At 55.2% G+C, this 18,833-nt stretch carries 18 protein-coding genes; 14 read left to right on the top strand and 4 right to left on the bottom strand.

What is annotated here, in order from left to right; translation table 11 throughout:
• Window positions 1-35: 35 nt before the first annotated feature.
• Together ACR3ZL_RS21925 and purE are read right to left on the bottom strand one after the other, a co-directional pair.
• Entirely contained in the window at window positions 36-1,220 is a 1,185-nt protein-coding gene (locus tag ACR3ZL_RS21925; protein ID WP_473650956.1) for a 5-(carboxyamino)imidazole ribonucleotide synthase, read from the bottom strand.
• Window positions 1,217-1,702 (bottom strand): 5-(carboxyamino)imidazole ribonucleotide mutase, encoded by a 486-nt coding sequence (gene purE, locus ACR3ZL_RS21920; protein WP_473653490.1) that lies wholly within the window; start codon window positions 1,700-1,702, stop codon window positions 1,217-1,219. Before purE ends, ACR3ZL_RS21925 begins: the two co-directional genes overlap by 4 nt.
• Before the next feature lie 244 nt (window positions 1,703-1,946).
• On the opposite strand from purE, the gene ACR3ZL_RS21915 reads away from it, so the two are divergent.
• A complete protein-coding gene (locus tag ACR3ZL_RS21915) occupies window positions 1,947-2,531 on the top strand; it encodes a GrpB family protein (protein ID WP_473650957.1) in 585 nt (194 codons plus the stop codon).
• Here ACR3ZL_RS21915 and ACR3ZL_RS21910 read toward each other — a convergent pair.
• Window positions 2,528-2,944 (bottom strand): hypothetical protein, encoded by a 417-nt coding sequence (locus ACR3ZL_RS21910; RefSeq protein ID WP_473650958.1) that lies wholly within the window; start codon window positions 2,942-2,944, stop codon window positions 2,528-2,530. The genes ACR3ZL_RS21915 and ACR3ZL_RS21910 overlap by 4 nt on opposite strands.
• Before the next feature lie 357 nt (window positions 2,945-3,301).
• Between ACR3ZL_RS21910 and ACR3ZL_RS21905 the strand changes: the two genes are divergently transcribed.
• The 13 genes from ACR3ZL_RS21905 (at window position 3,302) to ACR3ZL_RS21845 (ending at window position 17,463) form a co-directional block, all read left to right on the top strand.
• Window positions 3,302-5,353 (top strand): efflux RND transporter periplasmic adaptor subunit, encoded by a 2,052-nt coding sequence (locus tag ACR3ZL_RS21905; protein ID WP_473650959.1) that lies wholly within the window; start codon window positions 3,302-3,304, stop codon window positions 5,351-5,353.
• A gap of 159 nt (window positions 5,354-5,512) precedes the next feature.
• Entirely contained in the window at window positions 5,513-6,436 is a 924-nt protein-coding gene (locus ACR3ZL_RS21900; RefSeq protein WP_473650960.1) for an efflux RND transporter periplasmic adaptor subunit, read from the top strand.
• A gap of 93 nt (window positions 6,437-6,529) precedes the next feature.
• Window positions 6,530-8,767 carry a hemolysin D gene (locus tag ACR3ZL_RS21895; protein WP_473650961.1) on the top strand — a complete coding sequence of 746 codons (2,238 nt, stop codon included), beginning with the start codon at window positions 6,530-6,532 and terminating at the stop codon, window positions 8,765-8,767.
• Between the two features lie 183 nt (window positions 8,768-8,950).
• Window positions 8,951-9,358 (top strand): DUF3467 domain-containing protein, encoded by a 408-nt coding sequence (locus ACR3ZL_RS21890; protein ID WP_473650962.1) that lies wholly within the window; start codon window positions 8,951-8,953, stop codon window positions 9,356-9,358.
• Window positions 9,359-9,936: 578 nt separating this feature from the next.
• The gene (locus ACR3ZL_RS21885) at window positions 9,937-10,761 is read left to right on the top strand and encodes a MotA/TolQ/ExbB proton channel family protein (RefSeq protein ID WP_473653491.1); all 825 of its coding nucleotides are present in this window, start codon (window positions 9,937-9,939) and stop codon (window positions 10,759-10,761) included.
• 2 nt (window positions 10,762-10,763) lie between these two features.
• A complete protein-coding gene (locus ACR3ZL_RS21880; protein ID WP_473650963.1) occupies window positions 10,764-11,201 on the top strand; it encodes an ExbD/TolR family protein in 438 nt (145 codons plus the stop codon).
• Window positions 11,198-11,689 (top strand): ExbD/TolR family protein, encoded by a 492-nt coding sequence (locus tag ACR3ZL_RS21875; RefSeq protein ID WP_473650964.1) that lies wholly within the window; start codon window positions 11,198-11,200, stop codon window positions 11,687-11,689. The genes ACR3ZL_RS21880 and ACR3ZL_RS21875 overlap by 4 nt, the downstream gene beginning before the upstream one ends.
• 16 nt (window positions 11,690-11,705) lie before the next feature.
• Window positions 11,706-12,596: an anthranilate synthase component II gene (locus ACR3ZL_RS21870; RefSeq protein ID WP_473650965.1), complete on the top strand. Its 891-nt coding sequence runs from the start codon at window positions 11,706-11,708 to the stop codon at window positions 12,594-12,596.
• Window positions 12,586-13,185 (top strand): DUF447 domain-containing protein, encoded by a 600-nt coding sequence (locus ACR3ZL_RS21865; RefSeq protein ID WP_473650966.1) that lies wholly within the window; start codon window positions 12,586-12,588, stop codon window positions 13,183-13,185. The genes ACR3ZL_RS21870 and ACR3ZL_RS21865 overlap by 11 nt, the downstream gene beginning before the upstream one ends.
• A gap of 8 nt (window positions 13,186-13,193) precedes the next feature.
• Window positions 13,194-14,210 (top strand): beta-ribofuranosylaminobenzene 5'-phosphate synthase, encoded by a 1,017-nt coding sequence (locus ACR3ZL_RS21860; RefSeq protein WP_473650967.1) that lies wholly within the window; start codon window positions 13,194-13,196, stop codon window positions 14,208-14,210.
• A gap of 254 nt (window positions 14,211-14,464) precedes the next feature.
• Window positions 14,465-15,247 carry a UMP kinase gene (gene pyrH, locus ACR3ZL_RS21855; protein ID WP_473650968.1) on the top strand — a complete coding sequence of 261 codons (783 nt, stop codon included), beginning with the start codon at window positions 14,465-14,467 and terminating at the stop codon, window positions 15,245-15,247.
• A gap of 95 nt (window positions 15,248-15,342) precedes the next feature.
• A complete protein-coding gene (gene frr / locus ACR3ZL_RS21850; RefSeq protein WP_473650969.1) occupies window positions 15,343-15,903 on the top strand; it encodes a ribosome recycling factor in 561 nt (186 codons plus the stop codon).
• A gap of 174 nt (window positions 15,904-16,077) precedes the next feature.
• On the top strand, window positions 16,078-17,463 hold the full coding sequence (locus ACR3ZL_RS21845; RefSeq protein WP_473650970.1) for a hypothetical protein: 1,386 nt from the start codon (window positions 16,078-16,080) through the stop codon (window positions 17,461-17,463).
• 61 nt (window positions 17,464-17,524) lie between these two features.
• Here ACR3ZL_RS21845 and tilS read toward each other — a convergent pair whose 3' ends face one another.
• On the bottom strand, window positions 17,525-18,667 hold the full coding sequence (tilS, locus tag ACR3ZL_RS21840; RefSeq protein ID WP_473650971.1) for a tRNA lysidine(34) synthetase TilS: 1,143 nt from the start codon (window positions 18,665-18,667) through the stop codon (window positions 17,525-17,527).
• Window positions 18,668-18,833 lie beyond the last annotated feature (166 nt).

Here is an 18,833-nt window from a genome sequence, read left to right as displayed (position 1 = left end):
TTGACCGGCGCGATTCGAATCGCGATCGTCGGTTGTTACTTCTGATGGGGTTGGGCCGCGTTACGGCTTTGTTCCAGCTTGGCGACGACGTCTTTGATCGAGTTTCCAACGCCGGTGATGTGCCCCATTTTGCGACCTGGGCGGGCGGCGTGCTTGCCGTATAGGTGCAGTGACACGCCCGCTGTTTCTAGCATAGCGGGCCAGTTGGGTGATCCAGCTTCGGTTTCCCACAAGTCGCCTAGCAAGTTCATCATTGCGGCGGCGGGAACGATCATTTGGGTATCGCCGAGCGGTAAGCCGCAGATCGCCCGAACGTGCTGTTCAAACTGACTGGTCGCACAGGCTTCCATCGTGACGTGACCCGAGTTGTGGGGGCGGGGCGCCACTTCGTTAATCAGGATGCGATCACCGGAAACGAACATTTCAACGCAAAGCAATCCGACCACACCTAGGCACTCTGTGGCTTCGATGGCGATGCGTCTCGCTTCGGTTTCGATTGCTTCGTCGATGGCGGCGGGGATCGTGGTCAGGTCGAGGACATGATTGCGATGAGCGTTTTCGAACACGGGGAATGTCGACGTGCGGCCGTCAGCGGTACGGGCGACCACGACGGACACTTCGCGGTCGAATCCGATCATCGCTTCGGCGATCCAGTCGCCGCCGCCTTCCCAGTCGACATGTTCGGTAGCGGCTTGGTCAGCAAGTCGGTGTTGGCCTTTGCCGTCGTACCCGCTGCGTTGCGTTTTCACGATGATCGGCCAGCCGAGGATCTCCGCGGCCTCGATCGCGTCCGTTGCTGTGTTTACGGCTGCGAAGGGAGTGACTGGTAGGCCGGTATCGCGTAGCGTCGACTTTTCGACCCAGCGATCTTGAGCGGTCGCGAGCACGGACGCATCGGGATAGGTCGGTGCGTGACGCGAACAAACGGCAATCGTCTCGGCGGGGATATTTTCGAACTCAAGAGTGATGACGTCGCAGCGGCGGGCGAAGTTCTCGATCGCGGAGTGGTCTTCCAGTGGACCGCACACGGTGAACGAGGCCACGCTAGCGCCTGGCTCATCGCTGCTGCCACAGAACACGCCAACGCGGTAGCCCAACTTGGCGGCGGCCATGGCAAACATGCGGCCGAGTTGGCCACCGCCGACCATGCCAATGGTGGCACCGGGAAGAATTGGCTGAACGTTAGTCTCTTTGTTGGGTTGAGAGTTGGTTTGGGTCATGAGCCGGATTCGGTAGAGAGGTCACTGAGGTCGGCGTTGGCGACCACATCGTCGTGTTGTTGTTGAACGAAGGCGGCGACTCGGTCGGACAGGTCAGTGTCTAGCAAAGCCAGGATGCGTGCCGCCAGGATGCCAGCGTTCTTGGCTCCCGAGTTTCCGATCGACATCGTGGCAACGGGAATGCCGCCGGGCATTTGCACGATCGACAATAGAGAGTCGAGGCCTTGCAGGGCACGGCTTTGAACCGGGACGCCAATCACTGGCAGAATCGTTTCAGAGGCAACCATGCCGGGCAAGTGAGCCGCTCCACCGGCGCCGGCGATGATGACTTGGATACCACGGTCTTTCGCGGTCCGAGCGTACTGGAACATTCGCTCAGGTGTTCGGTGAGCCGATACGACGGACTTTTCGTAGGGCACGCCAAGTTGCTCCAACGCCGCGCAGGCGTGTGACATGGTGCTCCAGTCATTGCGGCTTCCCATGATGACGCCGACAAGCGGCTTGGGGGCGGTACTTGTTCCAGAGCTAGAGTTGCTATCAGAGTTCACGGCGATCGGTGTGTGGGCGAAAGGGGCGGTTGAAACGGGCTCGCGAGCATCGTCCCGCCGCGTGGGCGGTGGCAAGGGAGAGCCGCATCGGAGATGCCAGAAACATGGTGTGAGTTCTGTTACGTTGTAGCCGAACTTGCCAACCGCTGAAATTACACGACCCCGTGGGACCGTCGGAATGCAACCTGAATGGCTCGATAGCGAATCGGCTGGCTCGCCCGACGAGATCCGGCTTATGCACTACGATGCTCGGTGGCGACAGGAGTTTCAGCAAACCCGCAGTGGGATCCTGCAGTGTTGTGAGGGACGAGTCGTCGGCGTCGAGCATGTGGGAGCCACGGCGGTCAGCGGTATGGTGGCTCGTCCGGTAATCGACGTGGTGGCGATCGTTGCTGACCCGGTCGATTTGGGAGATTCCGCGAGATTGATCGAAGGGCTGAATTTCCGAGAAACTGAGTTTCCGCTTGGACAGAGTTCCTCCCCATCGTGGGCGAATTCCGTCGCACGCGGTTCGATAGCGGACCGGTTTTTGGAAAAGCCGCGTCACGGTTGCCCGACTCACCGTGTTTATCTGGTTTCCCAAGGTTCTCGAATGCTGGACCAGATGGTTCAGTTGCGAGACCATTTGAGTGGAAATCCTGAGCGATCGATCGATTTTGAATCGCAAAAACTGGCGATTTGGCAAGAAGTCGCGGGCGATCCCAACGCCTATCGTCAGCAAATGAGCGTGGCGTTTGACGATTTGCAGCGGGAAATCGGCTAGTTCCGCTTGCGGCCCGGTTTAGCAACCAGGTGAATCGTGGGAACCGTTGCGGAACCGCCGTGAAACGTTCGGCGACCGTCGATCGTATGGTCGAAAACGAACGCTCCGTCGCTCATCCCCTTGCGAGGGCTGACTCGCATGATGGCGGGGTGGCCGCACTGCTGACAGCTCAGACGGAAGCCGTGCTGATCTAAAATCGACTGGATTGACTTGGCAAACTCCCGGTTCAGGTCCAGCGAGCCCATCGAGCGGCCCGTAAATCCTTGCAGATGCGCCTGCAGCGACAATCGCATCGACCGCTGAATCCGGTTCAGTTCCTGTTGCAGCAGGGTGAGCGTGTGGTCCGCCGTCGCCGCCTCAGCTTTTTCGGCCGGTGTGGCGTGCCCAGGCAAATGGTCGGTTAGTGGTTTCAAAGGCAGATTCAAGCGGACTACCGGGCGCGGCGAGTTAAAGGAAACAGCGGGCTGGGGGAGTTTGCGGGCCTGCTCGGGGGGAGAAACCACTAGACAATAGGTTATACGAAATGTATAAATGGTCCAGTCCTAGTTAGAGATTATGCATCCCTCGTATCCCCAATGACCTACTTTTCTCGCTTTTTCGAACCATTCGTGCGGTTCGTGCTAAGCGTTGCGATCGGAAGAGTGGCAGTTGGATCCGCCTGATTTGGCGAACTTCGGATAGCGAGGGGGGCGGTTTTTTAACTAACGTCCTGTGAACTCGTCATTGATGAACCCCCTCTCCTTTCGCACGAAGCGCACAGATTCACGCCTATGTCGGTCAACCAACAAACCGTCGAAGAAACCAAGGCACAGATCCGCGGTCTGGTCAACGAGATTGCTGCGCTGACCAAAAGCGGTTCAACCGCGGCGGAGTTTTATCCAGAGCTACTCTCGCGAATCATCACGGCGCTGGCCGCTGCGGGTGGAGCGATCTGGCTGCTCGACGAAGACAAACAACTGCGTTTGCAGTACCAAATCAATGCTGAACCAGCCATCTTGGCGGAGGACAGCGAGGACGCGACTCGCCACAAACGTCTAATTCAGCGGGCGGCCAATGCAGGGCAATCTGTTTTGATTCCGCCCTATAGCGGTACAACTGACGGTGACGCTGAAGGGAACCCGACTCGGTACTTGTTGGTGTTGGGAGCTCTGGAGCACGATGGTCAAAAAGACGGTTTGATTGAAATCTTTCAACGTCCCGACACGGCTCCCGAAACCCAGAAAGGCTATCTGCGGTTCTTGCAGCAGATGTGTGAGTTGGCCGCAGAATGGTTGCGTAGCCAAAAGCTGATCAAGCTCGGCGACCGCCAAACGCTTTGGCAACAGGCGGATTCGTTCGCCCGTGCAGCTCACGAGTCGCTGGATCTGAAAGAAACCGCCTATGTTGTTGCCAACGAAGGACGTAGGTTGATCGGTTGTGACCGTGTCAGTGTCGCCATCAAGAAGGGCCGTAAGTGCACGGTTGAGGCTATCAGCGGTCAAGACACGATTGAAAACCGTTCGAACATTGTTTCGGCGCTCAACAATCTTGCCACTCGAGTTGTCGCTGCCGGGGAACCACTGTGGCACGATGGATCGACCGAAGATTTGCCGCCGCAAATCGAAGAGGCATTGGAAGACTACGTTGACCTGTCGTACGGACGGCACCTGGCCGTGCTTCCACTTCGTGCACCCGAACGGAAGTTGGGACGCGAAAAAGAACAAGGTGCGGCCGGCGAAGTCGATCGCGACAACGCTCACCGTGGTGAAGTGATTGGTGCCTTGATCGTAGAGCAGATCGAAACGGATCTGCCACCGGACGTGTTTCGCACTCGCTGCGACCTTGTGTATGAACACGGCACCCGAGCGATCGCCAACTCGCAAGCTCACACAAACCTATTCTTGATGCCGGTTTGGCGTACTCTGGGTCGCGCCACCTGGGTCTTGCGGGCTCGGACGCTTCCCAAGACGTTGGGCGTTCTCGGCCTGATTGCCGGATTGGTAGCAGCCGGAGTCTTTATCCCAATGGATTTCGACTTGGAGGCCGATGGCACGCTGAAGCCGGAAGAACGCCGCGAGATCTTCGCCGGTATCGACGGCGAAGTTCGCGAAGTCCTGGTCGACCACAACTCGGTTGTCGAGGCGGGGCAGCCGTTGGTGCGCATGATCAACCCAGACGTCGAGGTTGAAATCGCTGAGTTGATGGGCCAGATCCTGACCACCAAAGCCGAGTTGAATCGGGTTCGTGGTCAAATGCGAAAACGAAATGAGTTGAAGCCTAACGACCTTCGCGCCCTGGAAGGCGAAGAGTTTGAGCTGGAAACGAAGCTGAAGGCTCAGAACGCAAAACTGGAATTAAAGCAAAAGCGGGCTGACGACTTGGTCGTGCGATCACCGATCAACGGTCGTGTCGTGTCGTGGGAAGTCGAAAAGATGTTGATCAACCGGCCTATCTCGACCGGGCAAGTATTGATGGAAATTGCTGACCTCAGCAAGCCGATGTATGTCGAAATTGAGATGCCCGAAAAACGGGAAGGACATTTGGATGATTACATTAAAGAGGTCTCCGCGAAGGAGTTGGATGTGACGTATATCTTGGCGTCCGATCCCGACCATCCGCTACCTGGCAAACTGCCCGTTGACAACATTTCATTGCGAGCCGAACCCAGCGAAGAGCACGGTTCGGTCATCAAGATGAAGATCTATCCCGATCAAGCGGAACTGCAAAAGCTTTCGCCTAGTGCCGGGACCAAGCTGACCGCGGACGTCAAAGTCGGCCGCCGTTCCAGCGGTTTCGTTCTGCTGCACGAAGTTTACGAGTGGTTCATGAAGTTCATCTTCTAACGGCTTGTTGTCCCCGCTTTTCAACTCTCATTGTCCCCACATCCTGTCTCTCATCCAGTGCATGCGTCTCGCACCCAGTTGATTCGCGGTCGGCGAACTCGAATTTTTACCGAGCCCGCTGCGTCCTCGTATAACTGCTTATCACGGAAACCCTCTCTTATGATTCCACGATTCAAACCTGTCATGGCGATCGCAATGCTTGGCTGTATTGCGGCCGGTTCAACCTGCTTTGCTCAAGATGCATTCTCGCAAGGCATAGCAGCGCCTAGTCGTCAGGTCGTTGCTGAAAATTGCTCGGTCAAATACATCCGCAAGGTCAACGTTCCTTCCGAAGTCGAAGGCAAGCTGATCGAGTTGAATTTGGAAGAGGGAATGAACATCGCCACCGGTGACATCCTGGCGATTGTGGATGACACATCTGCGAAGTTGGCGTTGGAGCTGAAGAAGGCGGAAGAAAAAGAGGCGATGCTGAACGCCGATAACGACGTGAACTTAGAAGACGCTCGCAACAGCGAAGAACTGGCGCAGGCTGAAGCGGAGTCGTTTCGTGAGCTTTATGAAAAGAGTGCGATTCCTTACTACGAAATGAAGAAGAAAGATCTCGAAGCGGTGCGTGCAGAATTGCGAATCAGCTTGGCTGAAATGCAAAAGAAGATTGCCTTGGCTCAGTTCATCGCTAAGCGTAACGAACGTGAAATTGCGGAATACGAACAAAAACGCCGGCGAATCATGGCCCCTTTTGACGGCTACGTTGAAACACGGATCGCCCAGCGAGGCGAGTGGGTGCAGCCCGGGTCACCGATTGCGACGATCGTTCAATTGGATCGCGTGCGGATCGAAGGCGTGGTCAATGCGTTGGAATTTCATGGGCGTGTACGAGCCGGCTTGCCTGTGATGGTTCGAGTTTTTGCCGATAGTAGCGAAAATGGAGCCGTCGAGGTCCCAGGTAAGGTAGGGTTCGTTAGCAGTGAGTTGAACCTGAGAGGCCAGGTCCGAGTGTGGGCTGATATTGACAATATTAAAGACACTAACGGTGCCTGGGTGGTGAAGCCCGGCATGCAGGCTGAGATCATCTTCCAGTAGCCGCATCGGTGGTAGCTTGCCTGGCCAGAAATTGGCTTTGTATCCAACGTTGAACTTCATTCGCACAATCGATTCCCCCTCTCCCTTTCATCCATGCCTACTCTTGCCGAATCACTGGTTAGCAGTTCGTCGCGTGCCTTAACGGTACGACGACGCCCTGACCTATCGGCTAGCCGGCATCACTATCAGGGCCAAGGCTACTGGGTTGTTAAAGAACCGGTTGGGCTACAGTATTTTCGCTTTCATGATGAAGAGTATTTCATCCTGAACATGCTTGACGGTCACGTCAGCCTGCAGCAAATCAAGGACGGGTTCGAGCAGCGGTTTGCTCCCCAGAAGATCACCTTTGGTGACCTGCAACAATTCATCGGGATGCTGCACCGTAGCGGACTGGTGATTAGCAATTCGCCCGGACAAGGTAAGTCGCTGCGTGAACGCGGACGGACGAAGAAGAACAAAGAGTTAATGGGCAAAATGTCCAACGTCTTTGCGGTACGGTTCCGCGGGATCGATCCCGAGCGGATTCTTAACCGGATGCTGCCAATCTTTGGCTGGATCTTTACAGTTCCTGCACTGATTTTCTTCGCCGGTTTGTTGATCGCCGCTTCATTGCTTTTGGCGACTCAGTACGACACCGTTTATGCCAAGTTGCCGACGTTCCACCAGTTCTTTGCTGCGGATCGTTGGATCATTTTGGCGGCCACGATGGCACTCGTGAAAGTCGTTCACGAGTTCGGCCACGGTTTGAGTTGTAAAAAATTCGGTGGTGAGTGCCATGAAATTGGTTTCATGTTGCTGGTCTTCACGCCGTGTTTGTACTGCAACGTTTCCGATTCCTGGATGCTGCCCAATAAGTGGAAGCGAATTTGGATCGGTGCTGGGGGCATTTATGTCGAGATGATTCTGGCGTCGATCGCTGCCTTCGTTTGGTTCTTCAGCCAGCAAGGTACAACGATCAACGACTTGTGTTTGAACATGATGTTCTTGAACGTCATCAGCACGGTGTTGGTCAACGGGAACCCTTTGCTGCGGTTCGACGGTTATTACATCCTGATGGATTATCTGGAGATTCCCAACCTTCGCCAGAAAGCCACGGAAGTTCTCAAGCGTTGGTTCCAAGAAACTTGTCTTGGCTTGGAATTGCAAGACGACCCGTTCTTGCCGCAGCGTAACCGGTTCATGTTTGGAATGTTCACGATCGCCAGTGTGATTTATCGCTGGGTGGTTGTGTTTTCGATCGTATGGTTCGTCATGCAGGTGCTTGAGCCTTACGGCCTGCAAGCGTTGGGACGAATCCTGGCCGTGATCGGATTTTCCGGGCTCGTGGCTCAACCTGTCATTCAAACCTTCAAGTTCATCCGTACTCCAGGGAGACTCGCCAAAGTGAAACGTGGTCCACTTCTGACGTCGCTCGCGGTGGCGGGCGCGGTTATCGCGGCGGTTTGTTATATCCCGCTGCCGCATCACATTGATGCCGCTTTTGAAATCCGCCCAAGCCGAGCCGGCGCCGTTTACGCCGGAGCGGTCGGACGTGTTGTCGAAACCGTACCGGTGGGAACACGCGTGACCCAGGGCCAGACCATTGCGGTCTTGGATAACCCCGAACTGAAAATTCGCTTAGCTGATCTCCAGGGTGAAGAACGGTTCGCTGAGGTTCAACTGATGAACCTGACACGCCGTAGCCAAGACGATCGAGCGATCGTGGCTCAGATCGAGACCCAAGAGGAAATGCTGCAGTCGATCCGTTCGCTGAAATCCAAGACGATGGAAGAGATCGATCGGCTAACAGTCAAAGCGAAGCAGGATGGATTTGTCCTACCGCCGCCGGAGAGGCCCAGTAACGACCCGGGTGACGGGCGGTTGCCTGGTTGGACTGGCACGCCGTTGCAAGCAAAAAATCGCGGGGCGCTGTTGACCGCAGACGACTTGGTATGCGAGATCGGGGCGCCCGACGCGTTCGAAGCCGTTTTGATCATCGATCAGGGCGACCGCCAGTTGGTTCGTGAGGAGATGTCGGTTGATTTAAAACTGGATTCCAGTCGACTGAAAACCTTTCATGGAAGCATTGAAGAGATTTCGAAAAAGCCAATGGATGCCGCTAGTGCATCGATGTCGAGCCAAACAGGCGGAGACCTGCAAACGGAGATCGATCCCAAGACCGGACAAGTGCGTCCGCGTAGCGTTTCGTACCAAGCTCGAGTGCCGCTGCAGGCAGATGAACTTTCGCTTCGTCCCGGATATCGAGGTGCAGCGAAGATCCATGTCGATCCGATGTCGCTAGGCCAACGTTTGTGGCGCGTCATCATCAAAACATTCAACTTCGAGTTCTAACGAAAGCCCCTATTTTCCATAGATGACGCTGTTTGAAGCTCGTCGCGACGAAGACCCGCTTAATAGATGATTCTTGTTCGTACCCGGACGTTGACGCGTTGCCAGTCTGGGGGGGACGCTTAACATGACTCGCAACGCAATCGAAACCCACTTTCCTTTCTCTCTACCTTTGGAGACTTTTTGATGGCCGACGAAAAAAATGAAAACGCTGCTGGCGGATCCGCTACTGCGACTGCCACTGCCGATGCCGCTTCTCCTGCAGCGAAGGCTCAAACGCCTCCGCAGCAACCTGTTCAAGTTCAGGTTGAAGATCAAAACGCACTGGCCACCTACGCTAACTTTTGCCGCGTAACCGGTTCGCCTGAAGAATTGATCATCGATTTCGGTTTGAACCCACAACCGATCGGCGTGCCAAAGGATCCAATCCAAGTCAAGCAACGCATCATCGTCAACTTCTTCACCGCGAAGCGTTTGTTGGCCGCATTGCAAATGTCGGTTGCTCGTCACGAATCCGTCTTCGGTGTTCTTGAAACCGACATCAACAAGCGAGTTCGTCCAGGACTTCAGCAGCAACAACAACCAAAGTCGTAGTTTGTCAGCGGATTCCTCCCGTTTCTATCGGGGGGATTCGCCAGCCTACGATCAGATACGAAAGGCTCTCGTGATTATCGCGAGAGCTTTTTCGTTGGGATTTAGAAGTCTCTATCACATCATCTAGCACAGCAGTAATCAGCATTGTGATGTTCCGTTTCGTTGCAAAATGGATGCTTTGTACACGCGTGTGAAGGAGACGCTGTATCCTTGTTGGTGAACGAGACTGTGTTGGTGAACAAGATTGCGAAGGTTGGCAGATTGGTCGATCCACTATGCGGCTTCCGCTGTTTGTGATGACGGCAGAGGACGGACGACCTGAATTTTCCAAATTTCCTGGGTTCGAACCCGGTCGAAGTTCGTTTCCAACGCTGCGGGGTGATGCGAACCCCAACAATGTCGATTATTCTATCGGTAGAATGCCAGCAAGGCTTGTTGACGTCGCATTGCCTCTCGTCAACCGGTTCTCACATCAAAACATCGACACGCCCCTTTTCTCAGCATCGAGCAGAACACCTATGGAACACTTACCTCAACGTATCGGTGGTTTGAAACTTCCCACCCGCACGATCGCGTGGATGTTGATGTTGGTCTTATCTTTCAACGCCATCGGTTGGATCACCACGGGAGTCGTGTCGGCTCAAGATGATGCGATGGCCGAGTTTGGTGAACCGGAACCCGCCGGGCCCGCCGCGATGGCGGAGCCTGCTGCTGCTGACGCGGCGGCGGAACCTGCCGGTGCTGTAGATGCTCCCGCCAGCGATCAGTCGTTGCTGGGGTGGGTGATTGAGTCGCTTGGGTGGGCGTACTTGTTGGTCTTCATGGCGTTGTCGGTGACACTTGTGTCGTTGTTCGTCATGAACATGTTGGCCGCTCGCCGTGACACGCTTTGCCCGCAGGACTTGATCGATGAGTTCGGTCAGCGATTGGCGGAAAACGATAACCAGGGTGCCTACGATCTTGCCAAAAGTGACGAGTCCGTCTTGGGGCAAGTGCTCGCCGCTGGGTTGGCGAAGATTTCGCGTGGCTACAGCAAGGCAATCGAGGCGATGCAGGAAGTCGGTGAAGAAGAGAGCATGAAGCTCGAGCACCGGTTGTCGTACATGGCATTGATCGGAAACCTAAGTCCGATGATTGGTTTGTTCGGGACCGTTCAAGGGATGATCGCCTCGTTCCAGGTCATTGCGACCGGTGGAGCGACACCGAAGCCGTCTGACCTTGCCGGTGGTATTTCCACGGCGTTGTTCACGACGTTGGTTGGGCTGGCTGTCGCGATTCCAGCGATCGCGGCTTACAACATTCTTCGCAACCGAGTTTCTCGTTTGTTGCTGGAAGTTGGCGTCGAGAGCGAAAACTTGATGAGCAAGTTTGAAGACATGACACCGAAAGCTGGGAGCCGTTAATCATGCGAGTCAAACGCCAAGAAGTCGACATGGCCGAAGGCGATATGACGCCCATGATCGACATGACTTTTCAGTTGATCGCCTTCTTTATGGTGCTGATTAATTTCGCCCAAACGGAAGCTAACGATCACGTGGTGTTGCCCAATTCGAAGCTGGTCAAGCCGCCCGAAGTTGCACTTGAGTTCCCCATCATCTTGCATGTTGCCTCGGATGGGCGGATCTATTTGGGCGGCGATGATTACACGGCTGAAACGTTGAAGTTGGGCTTGGATCGAGAGTTGGCTGTTGTTCGCGCCGAAGGTAAGAAGCCGAGTGATGCCAACGTGGTTATCCGTGGGCACAAAAATTGTGCAGCGGGCGAGATCCAAGAGGTCGTTCGAGTTTGCCAGGATTCCAAGCTGGAAAACTTTGCCTTGCGTGTGAAAGAGGATCGCTCATGAAGATTCGAAACCGGGAATCCGGACAAACGAATGAGCTGAACATGACAAGCATGATTGATATCGTGTTTTTGCTTTTGATCTTCTTTGTGATGACCTTCAAAATCGTCGAGATGGAAGGCGACTTCAGCATCAAAATGCCTTTGGCGGGAACGTCCGCGGGTGTGGTGGATCCGACCGACCTCGGGCTGAAACTGCGTTTGCGTGCTGATGGCGAGGGGACGCTTGCCGGAATGTCGCTTAACGATATCGAAATGGGCAACGGAGCGGACGCTTTCGACAATCTGCGAGCGAAGGTGACCGGCATGCTTGGCTCGACCACGCCGGTGGAAGAGGAAGCTGGTGAAGGTCCGGAAATTGAAATCGATACGGATTACAACCTGCGATACGAGTATGTCATTCGGGCGATCACGGCGGTGAGTGGCTACAAGGACGGTGACCAAGTGGTTAAGTTGATCGAAAAGATTAAGTTTGCCAAACCTCGCCGCTGAAATATCGTCTGGTTAAGTGATTCTCTTATTGGACAACTACGACTCGTTCGTCCACAACATCGCCCGTTACCTTCGATTGGGCGGCAAGGCGACTCGGGTTGTCCGCAGCGATTCGATCACGCCCCAACAGTGTTGGCAATTGCAGCCCGAAGCCATTGTGCTTTCTCCGGGGCCGCACCGGCCGGAAGAAGCCGGGTGTTGTATTGATGTGGTGCAGCAATTGGCGGGTGAGATACCGATCTTGGGTATCTGTTTGGGCCATCAGGCAATCGCGGCAGCTTACGGTGGCGTTGTCGAAATTACCCCCCCAATGCACGCGTTTGCCAGTCGAATCGAGCATGATGGGACAAGCGTTTTCGCTGGTTTGCCGAATGAATTTGACGTCGGACGCTATCACTCGTTGTGCGTCAGTGAGCAGCGATTGCCGCCGTCGCTTCAGGTGACCGCATGGACCAAGCCGTCGCTAGCGAGCAGCACGGATTCAGCGGGGAGTGATCTGTCGGGCAGCAATTCCAGTCGAGTGGTGATGGGAATCGCCGATCATGCGCGTTGCGTGCATGGGGTGCAATTTCATCCGGAGTCCTTGTTGACCGAAAATGGCCATGAGTTGATCCGCAATTTCTTTGGAATGGTCGATCGGCACCATGCCCGGCGTCGGCGTGTGTGCAACGCCATGGTGGGTAATGGGCGCCCGGTGGTGTGGATGTCAAATTCCGGTCTGCCTGGCCGCGAGAGTGAGGCCGGAAGTTTACGATCTAGCCCGCCGACCTTGTCGGTGTCGCCTATGAAACGAACGTCGGCGATAGCGGCGATGACGCCCGCGAGTGGAGTGGGAATCGAGGGAGTTCCCGTGTGCGACGATCAGGCGGGCGACCAATCCGGCGAGGGAGCGTGCCATGATTCTTGAGTCCATCATCACTACCATCAGCGCGGACGGCGTCATCAATATTGCTCCCATGGGGCCGATCGTTCGGCCAGGGGAAACCGAAGGGGATCTGCCGTCATTTTGCCTGCGTCCTTATGAGGGCTCACAAACCTGCGCGAACTTATTGGCCGTTGGCAAAGCGGTGATTCATGTCACCGACGATGTACTTTTATTGGCGAAAACGGCAATCGGACAGGTGTCACCGGATGGCCTTGTTTGTGCTGCCGAAGGAGCGTCGATGCAGCACATGCGGTTGAAAGACTGCCACCGCTGGTTTGCGATCAACGTGACGGATTATGCAGGAACGCCGCCTCGTCACGAGTTGATTGCCGAATGTATTTCCGAAGGGACCGTACGCCCCTTTTTCGGGTTTAATCGTGCAAAGCATGCCGTAATTGAAGCTGCGATTATGGCCACGCGAATCGGGTTGCTTGATTCAGAAATTATCCAGCGATCGATCGCTGAACTCCGCATTCCCGTGGAGAAAACAGCGGGGCCGGATGAGGTAATTGCGTTCGAGTTGGTGGTTGATTACATCGACCGCAAACTGTCTGCCGTGACAACGTCATGATCCAGGGCGTGAAAGTGACGACTGGGGCGCGACTGCACTTTGGGCTATTGGATGTTGCTGCACCGTTTGGCGGATGCGGCGTGATGGTGGGTCATCCTGAAACGATTGTCAAAGCAGAGCCCAGCGACCAGTTTCGTTTGGTAGGAGAGCCCGATCATGTTCGTCAGCATACCGAGCGAGTTTACGGCATTGCCGGTCGAGTGGCGTCGAGAGTCGGCGGAGTTGCGACAAACGGTTTGCCTGCCGTTCAGGTGAGGTTGGTTCAAGTTGCACCGTCGCACACTGGTCTAGGCAGCGGGACTCAACTGTCGATGGCGGTTTCAGAGGCGATTCTTCGAGCGTTGTCGTTAGGTTCGGAATCAGGAGAATGCTTGGATGAGCATGTGATTCTCGCTGCCGAGCGTGGCTTGCGATCCGCTGTGGGGACGTACGGCTATTTCCGCGGCGGATTTTTGGCTGAGGGCTTGGCGGCGAACACTTCGGATTCGCTGAATGCTTTGGATGTGAGCTTGCAGTTGCCGGACTCTTGGTGTGCGGTCGTTTTGCTGCCATGTTCGTCGTCACAAGAGGAAGCGGACTCTGCCTTCGTTTCGAATACCGTTTCGGGATTACAAGAACAGCAGAAGTTCGACCAGTTGCCCTCCACCCAGGCCAAACGGGATGCGCTGAGGTCGATACTGGTCGAGCAAATCGTTCCCGCGATTGAGTACCCGGACTTCGGTCGGTTCGCCGATTCCGTGACCGCCTACAATCGAGCCAGTGGTGAATTGTTCGCGACGGTTCAGGGTGGGGCCTACAACGGACCGGAGACCACCGCGTTGATCGGAAAGTTGCTTTCGGATGGCCAGAAAGGAGTCGGCCAAAGTAGCTGGGGGCCTGGCGTTTTCGTTTGGTTCGAAGAACCCGGCTTGGCAGCGGAATTCTGTCGCGGTTGGAGTGATCCGGCACGCACGCCATTGCTGGTACGTCCGCGGCCCCAGGGGCGTGCCGTCGCAGTGTATTCTCGAAATCGAGAGCGATCTTAGGTATAGGGCAAGCACGGTTTACCTGTGGGCTGGGCGGTAATTGCCCTTTTTGGCAAAAATGGGTTTCCTGCCAGAACTCCTGGGACTCCGTTCCGTATGGCTGGTCGACGCCGATCCCGAGAGGTCGCCTCGGTCTTGCCCGTGTTCTATTTAGTGCCTGTGTTCTAATTTGTTCGTGGGCACATTATGTTGAGGGCGTCACGAGCTTTCAGCATGAAAGCCGATATTCCCTACCTAACTGAAATACACCAGCCGTGCCCGCTTCTTCGACCGATGCTGATTCCAGTAACCAGAGTTCGAGTGACCTCCACTACCGCCGCGTGATTTTGAAGCTGAGTGGCGAAAGTTTGGCCGAATCCGGCAAACGCGGCATCAGCGACACCGAAATGGGCGTCATTGCCCGGCAAATCAAGCAGGCACACGAGTCGGGCTGCCAGATCGCGATCGTCAACGGTGGCGGCAATATCCTTCGCGGGGCCCAGTTTTCCGGTGCCAATCATTCCGTCCAGGAAGCCACGGCTCACTACATGGGCATGCTGGCGACGGTGATTAATTCATTGGCGCTGCAGGACGCGTTGGAGCATATCGGCTTGTCGACGCGGGTTATGAGTGCGTTGCCGGTTGACAAAGTTGCTGAAAAATTCATTCGCCGGCGAGCAATCCGGCATCTGGAAAAGGGGCGTATCGTAATTTTGTCCGGTGGCATCGGCAGCCCGTTTGTCACCACCGATACTGCAGCGGCCCAGCGAGCTTTGGAAGTGGATGCCGATGTGATCTTGAAGGCGACTCGTGTCGATGGTGTTTACAGCGATGATCCGGAGACCAATCCGCATGCGGTCCTTTACGATCAACTTAGCTACCAAGACGTGATCTCGAAAAAATTGCGTGTGATGGATGCGACGGCGATCGCGTTGTGCAGCGAGCATCGTAAGCCCATTTTGGTTTTCAATTTCAAGCGAGATGGCAACATTGTGAAGGCCGTTCGTGGTGAAACTGTGGGAACCTGGATCGGTGATCCCAAAGACTCTCAAAACTAACTTTGCTAGACTGCTTTTCGGGCAAAAGTGCCCTCTGAAGATTGAAACGATTTCGAATCCCTGTTTGACACCCCACTTCGTAGGAGACTCCCATCATGACCAGCGACGAAATTCTTATGGATGCCGAATCGCGGATGGATAAAGCCGTTTCGGTTTTGTCAAACAACCTCGCTGGAATTCGCACGGGACGGGCTAACCCCGGTCTGGTCGATTCCATCAAGGTCGAAGCATACGGATCGTTCACGCCTTTGAAGCAACTCGCTTCAATCGGTACGCCAGAGCCACAGCAAATTTTGATTCGTCCCTACGACGCCGGAACGATCAAGGATATCGAAAAGGCAATCGTGGCAGGCGATCTTGGCTTGAATCCACAAAATGATGGCCGTGTGATCCGTCTGAACGTGCCACCTTTGTCGACTGAAGTTCGCAAGAAGATGGTGTCGCGAATCAAGGAATTGGGCGAAGAAGCGAAAGTGTCCATTCGCAATATCCGTCGTGATGCCAACAAGGCTGCCGATACGGCGGAAAAAGACAAGGAAATGACTGAAGACGATCGAGATCGTTGCAAGGAGCAAGTCCAAGAGTTGACCAAGAAGTATGAAACGACCGTCAACGACGCAGCCAAGGCTCGCGAAGACGAAGTTCTTCAAGATTAGACGGTTGCGTTGAAGTCGTGGCCGAATAGTGAAGGTGTTGATTGCTTCGCCTATTTACATGGCCGTCGCTGGCGGTCAGGTATTTCGAAGCAGCCTGTTTGGTTTGGCTGGAAGTTCTCGCTAATGTGAACTTCCGTTGTCCGTCGTTTCATTTTTTTGAAGGGGTAGATCGACTTGTCGCAATCGGTGCAATGTCCGCGATGTCAGGCTGCCGTCGCCGTGGGGGATGATGTAGGTGGCACCCGTGTTGCCTGCCCAAGTTGTGACCAGTCGTTCATCGTGCCGGGGTTTGCAAGCCAAACCGCAACGAAGCCAGACTCAAACGTTGCGAGCACACGCCCTACCCATCCAGCGATAGATCAAGAACCGGCGTCCGACGCCGAGAATGCAAACTCGCCAGCGGATGATTTTGTCTTATTCGACGACGATGTTGAAATTGTCGAGATCGTTGACAACGTCTTGGACAACGATGAATTGGTGGCGTCCCTGGACGAACCAGCCAAACCGGCCCCGGTCTATGCAGATAAATTCAAAGTCCGTTGCCCGCACTGTGGTACCCAAGCGGACACCACGGCGGATAAAGCGGGGCAGCAGATCAAGTGCCGGGATTGCCATAGTTGGATCCGGGTTGGTCAGCCTCCGCGAGTGAAGAAGAAAGTGGAGGTCGACATGGGCACGGCTCCGGCTTTTGCGTTTACGCCATCGGCATCGACGAACGCGGATCGTCCGGCAGACCCGTTCCGCAAATCTGCGGACGAGTACCTTGCGGCCGCTTCGAAGGTCGACGACGAACAGCCGAAGCCAAAGTTCGATGACGTTCCTCGCATTCGGGATTGGGCGCAGGCCGTTTTCGGGATCTTTTTGCAGATCGGTGTGATGGCCCACTGGTTAGTGCTTTCGACAATTGCGTCGACCGTGGCATTCATCGCACTCGCGATTGATCATCCAGCCCTGGTGATGGCGATGTTCCCTGCCGGCGGCATGTTTGCGGCGATCGTTCTGGCTTGTGGTTTTGCCGTCATGCAATCGGTCGCCAATGAAGAGGATTCGGTCACCGATTGGCCGGTCGCGTTGGAGCCGGCGGAATGGTTGGCACCAACGATGTTCTGCATCGTGGCCGCCGTTTTGGCGGCTCTTCCTGGCTTGCTCGTTGGGGGGCTCGCGTTCGGTGCCGGGTTAACGACGGTTTGCCTTACGATGATTTCGCTGTTTGCGATTTTTCCGTTTGTGTTGTTGTCGATGCTCGACATGCAAAGCCTTTTTGTGCCGTTTTCGCCTGAGGTGGGACGAAGCGTAACGCGATGCGAGGAGGCATGGGGCGGCTTTTACTTTTCGTCGGCTGTCATTTTCTTTTTCACGTTTCTGATCTTCGCCTTTGCTAGTGGGTTTGCTGCACCGGCTACCGCGGTTGTGAGCATCTTTGTTGCGGTGGCAGCCGCATTCACATACTTTGCGATGCTCGGGCGTCTGGCGTTTGCGATCGGCCAATCAGTTAACGCAGAACCCAAAGAAAACAACATTCAAAAAGTTCGCGAAGCTGAGCGAAAGACCAATCAGTAACGGATTAGTTTCTGATGACTCGTTGGCCGTAATGTTTGGATGGTGATGACGCCCAAGCAAGTTAGTTTGCGTCGGGAACCCAAAGCTCGATCCGGCTAGAAGTTTCAAACACTTCGATGTGGCCCGGAAGATGTCCTCGTGAAATGCGAGACGATAGGCTAGGGGAATCGGATCGGATCCAATCGACCAGTCGAAGCCAGTGTGATTGACTCATCTCACCGCGAGACAGCGACATGCAGGCAAACAGGGTTTGGCAAGCGCACGCAATCACGGCGGGATGTGTCGCAAGAGTCTGGGCGTGCACCCACTTAGTCGCTGAAGCGATCTTGGCTGGCTTATCAAAGACCAATGTCTTTCCAGCTCGCTCCCGTGGTCCAGCATGATGGAAAGCCGCGAGCCACTGATCGGCCAAGGTGGCAAGCAAGTCCTGGGTCATCGTCTCGTTGGCTGACAATCGAAGCAGAGATTCGTTAGCGTGGGGGATGCGTTTGGAAATCAATGGCATGATTTCGTTTCGCAACCAGTTCCGCGTGTAACGAGAGTCTTGATTCGAAGCATCCTCTCGCCATTCTTGTCCAATCTCCGCTAACGCACTGCGGATTTGGTCGCGTCGTGTCGCCAGTAGTGGACGAAGGACGACGAAGTCATCGGCGATGGGGGTTGCGGACTTCATCCCGGTCAACCCTTGCGATCCGGTGCCGCGTAGGACGTGATGGAGTACCGTTTCGGCTTGGTCATCGGCGGTGTGCGCGGTAGCGATGTAGCGGCAACCAAGTTGCCGAGCGGTATCGACAAAGAACTGACGCCGTGCATCGCGAAGGCTGGACTCGTCGCATGTCGTGGTGGATTCCGCTGACGGTGTTCCGGTGATGAGGGGCCGGTCCAGCGAGGCGGCAAGTTCGCGGACAAACGCTTCGTCCTGGTCAGATTCGTTGCCGCGCAGACGGTGGTTGAAGTGGGCTATTACCAATGGTGGTGCGGTTCCAGGGCGGCTAGCAAGGGAGGCCGACTCGGTGGCAAACTCGCGAAACGCTTGGTCAACGAGTCGGACCAGAGCCACGCTATCGGCACCACCGCTGCAACCGATTAGGACACCGACGGAGCACGCCTGGGAAGGCCAAAGCAACCCGAACGTTTTCAAGAGTGTTTGGTATTGCGGCGTATCGAACGGCATCGGTCCGTTTCCCCAGGTGGTTGGGTGCATTACACTAAAGATTCGCGGAGCGATCTTCTTTCGAGATAGGTCGCTTCGTCTTCCCCAACTAATTAACTAACTAACGTTTCGCATCGTCGACGTCTCTTCCCCGTCGCAGTTTGGCATCCAAGTGGCACATTGTCACGGTGCAGGCCGCATTCATTAGAGATTGTCT

The organism is Rhodopirellula sp. J20-39 (assembly GCF_057365095.1).
The sequence above is the reverse complement of the archived record's forward strand: the minus strand, read 5'-3'. Positions and strand labels throughout refer to the sequence as shown.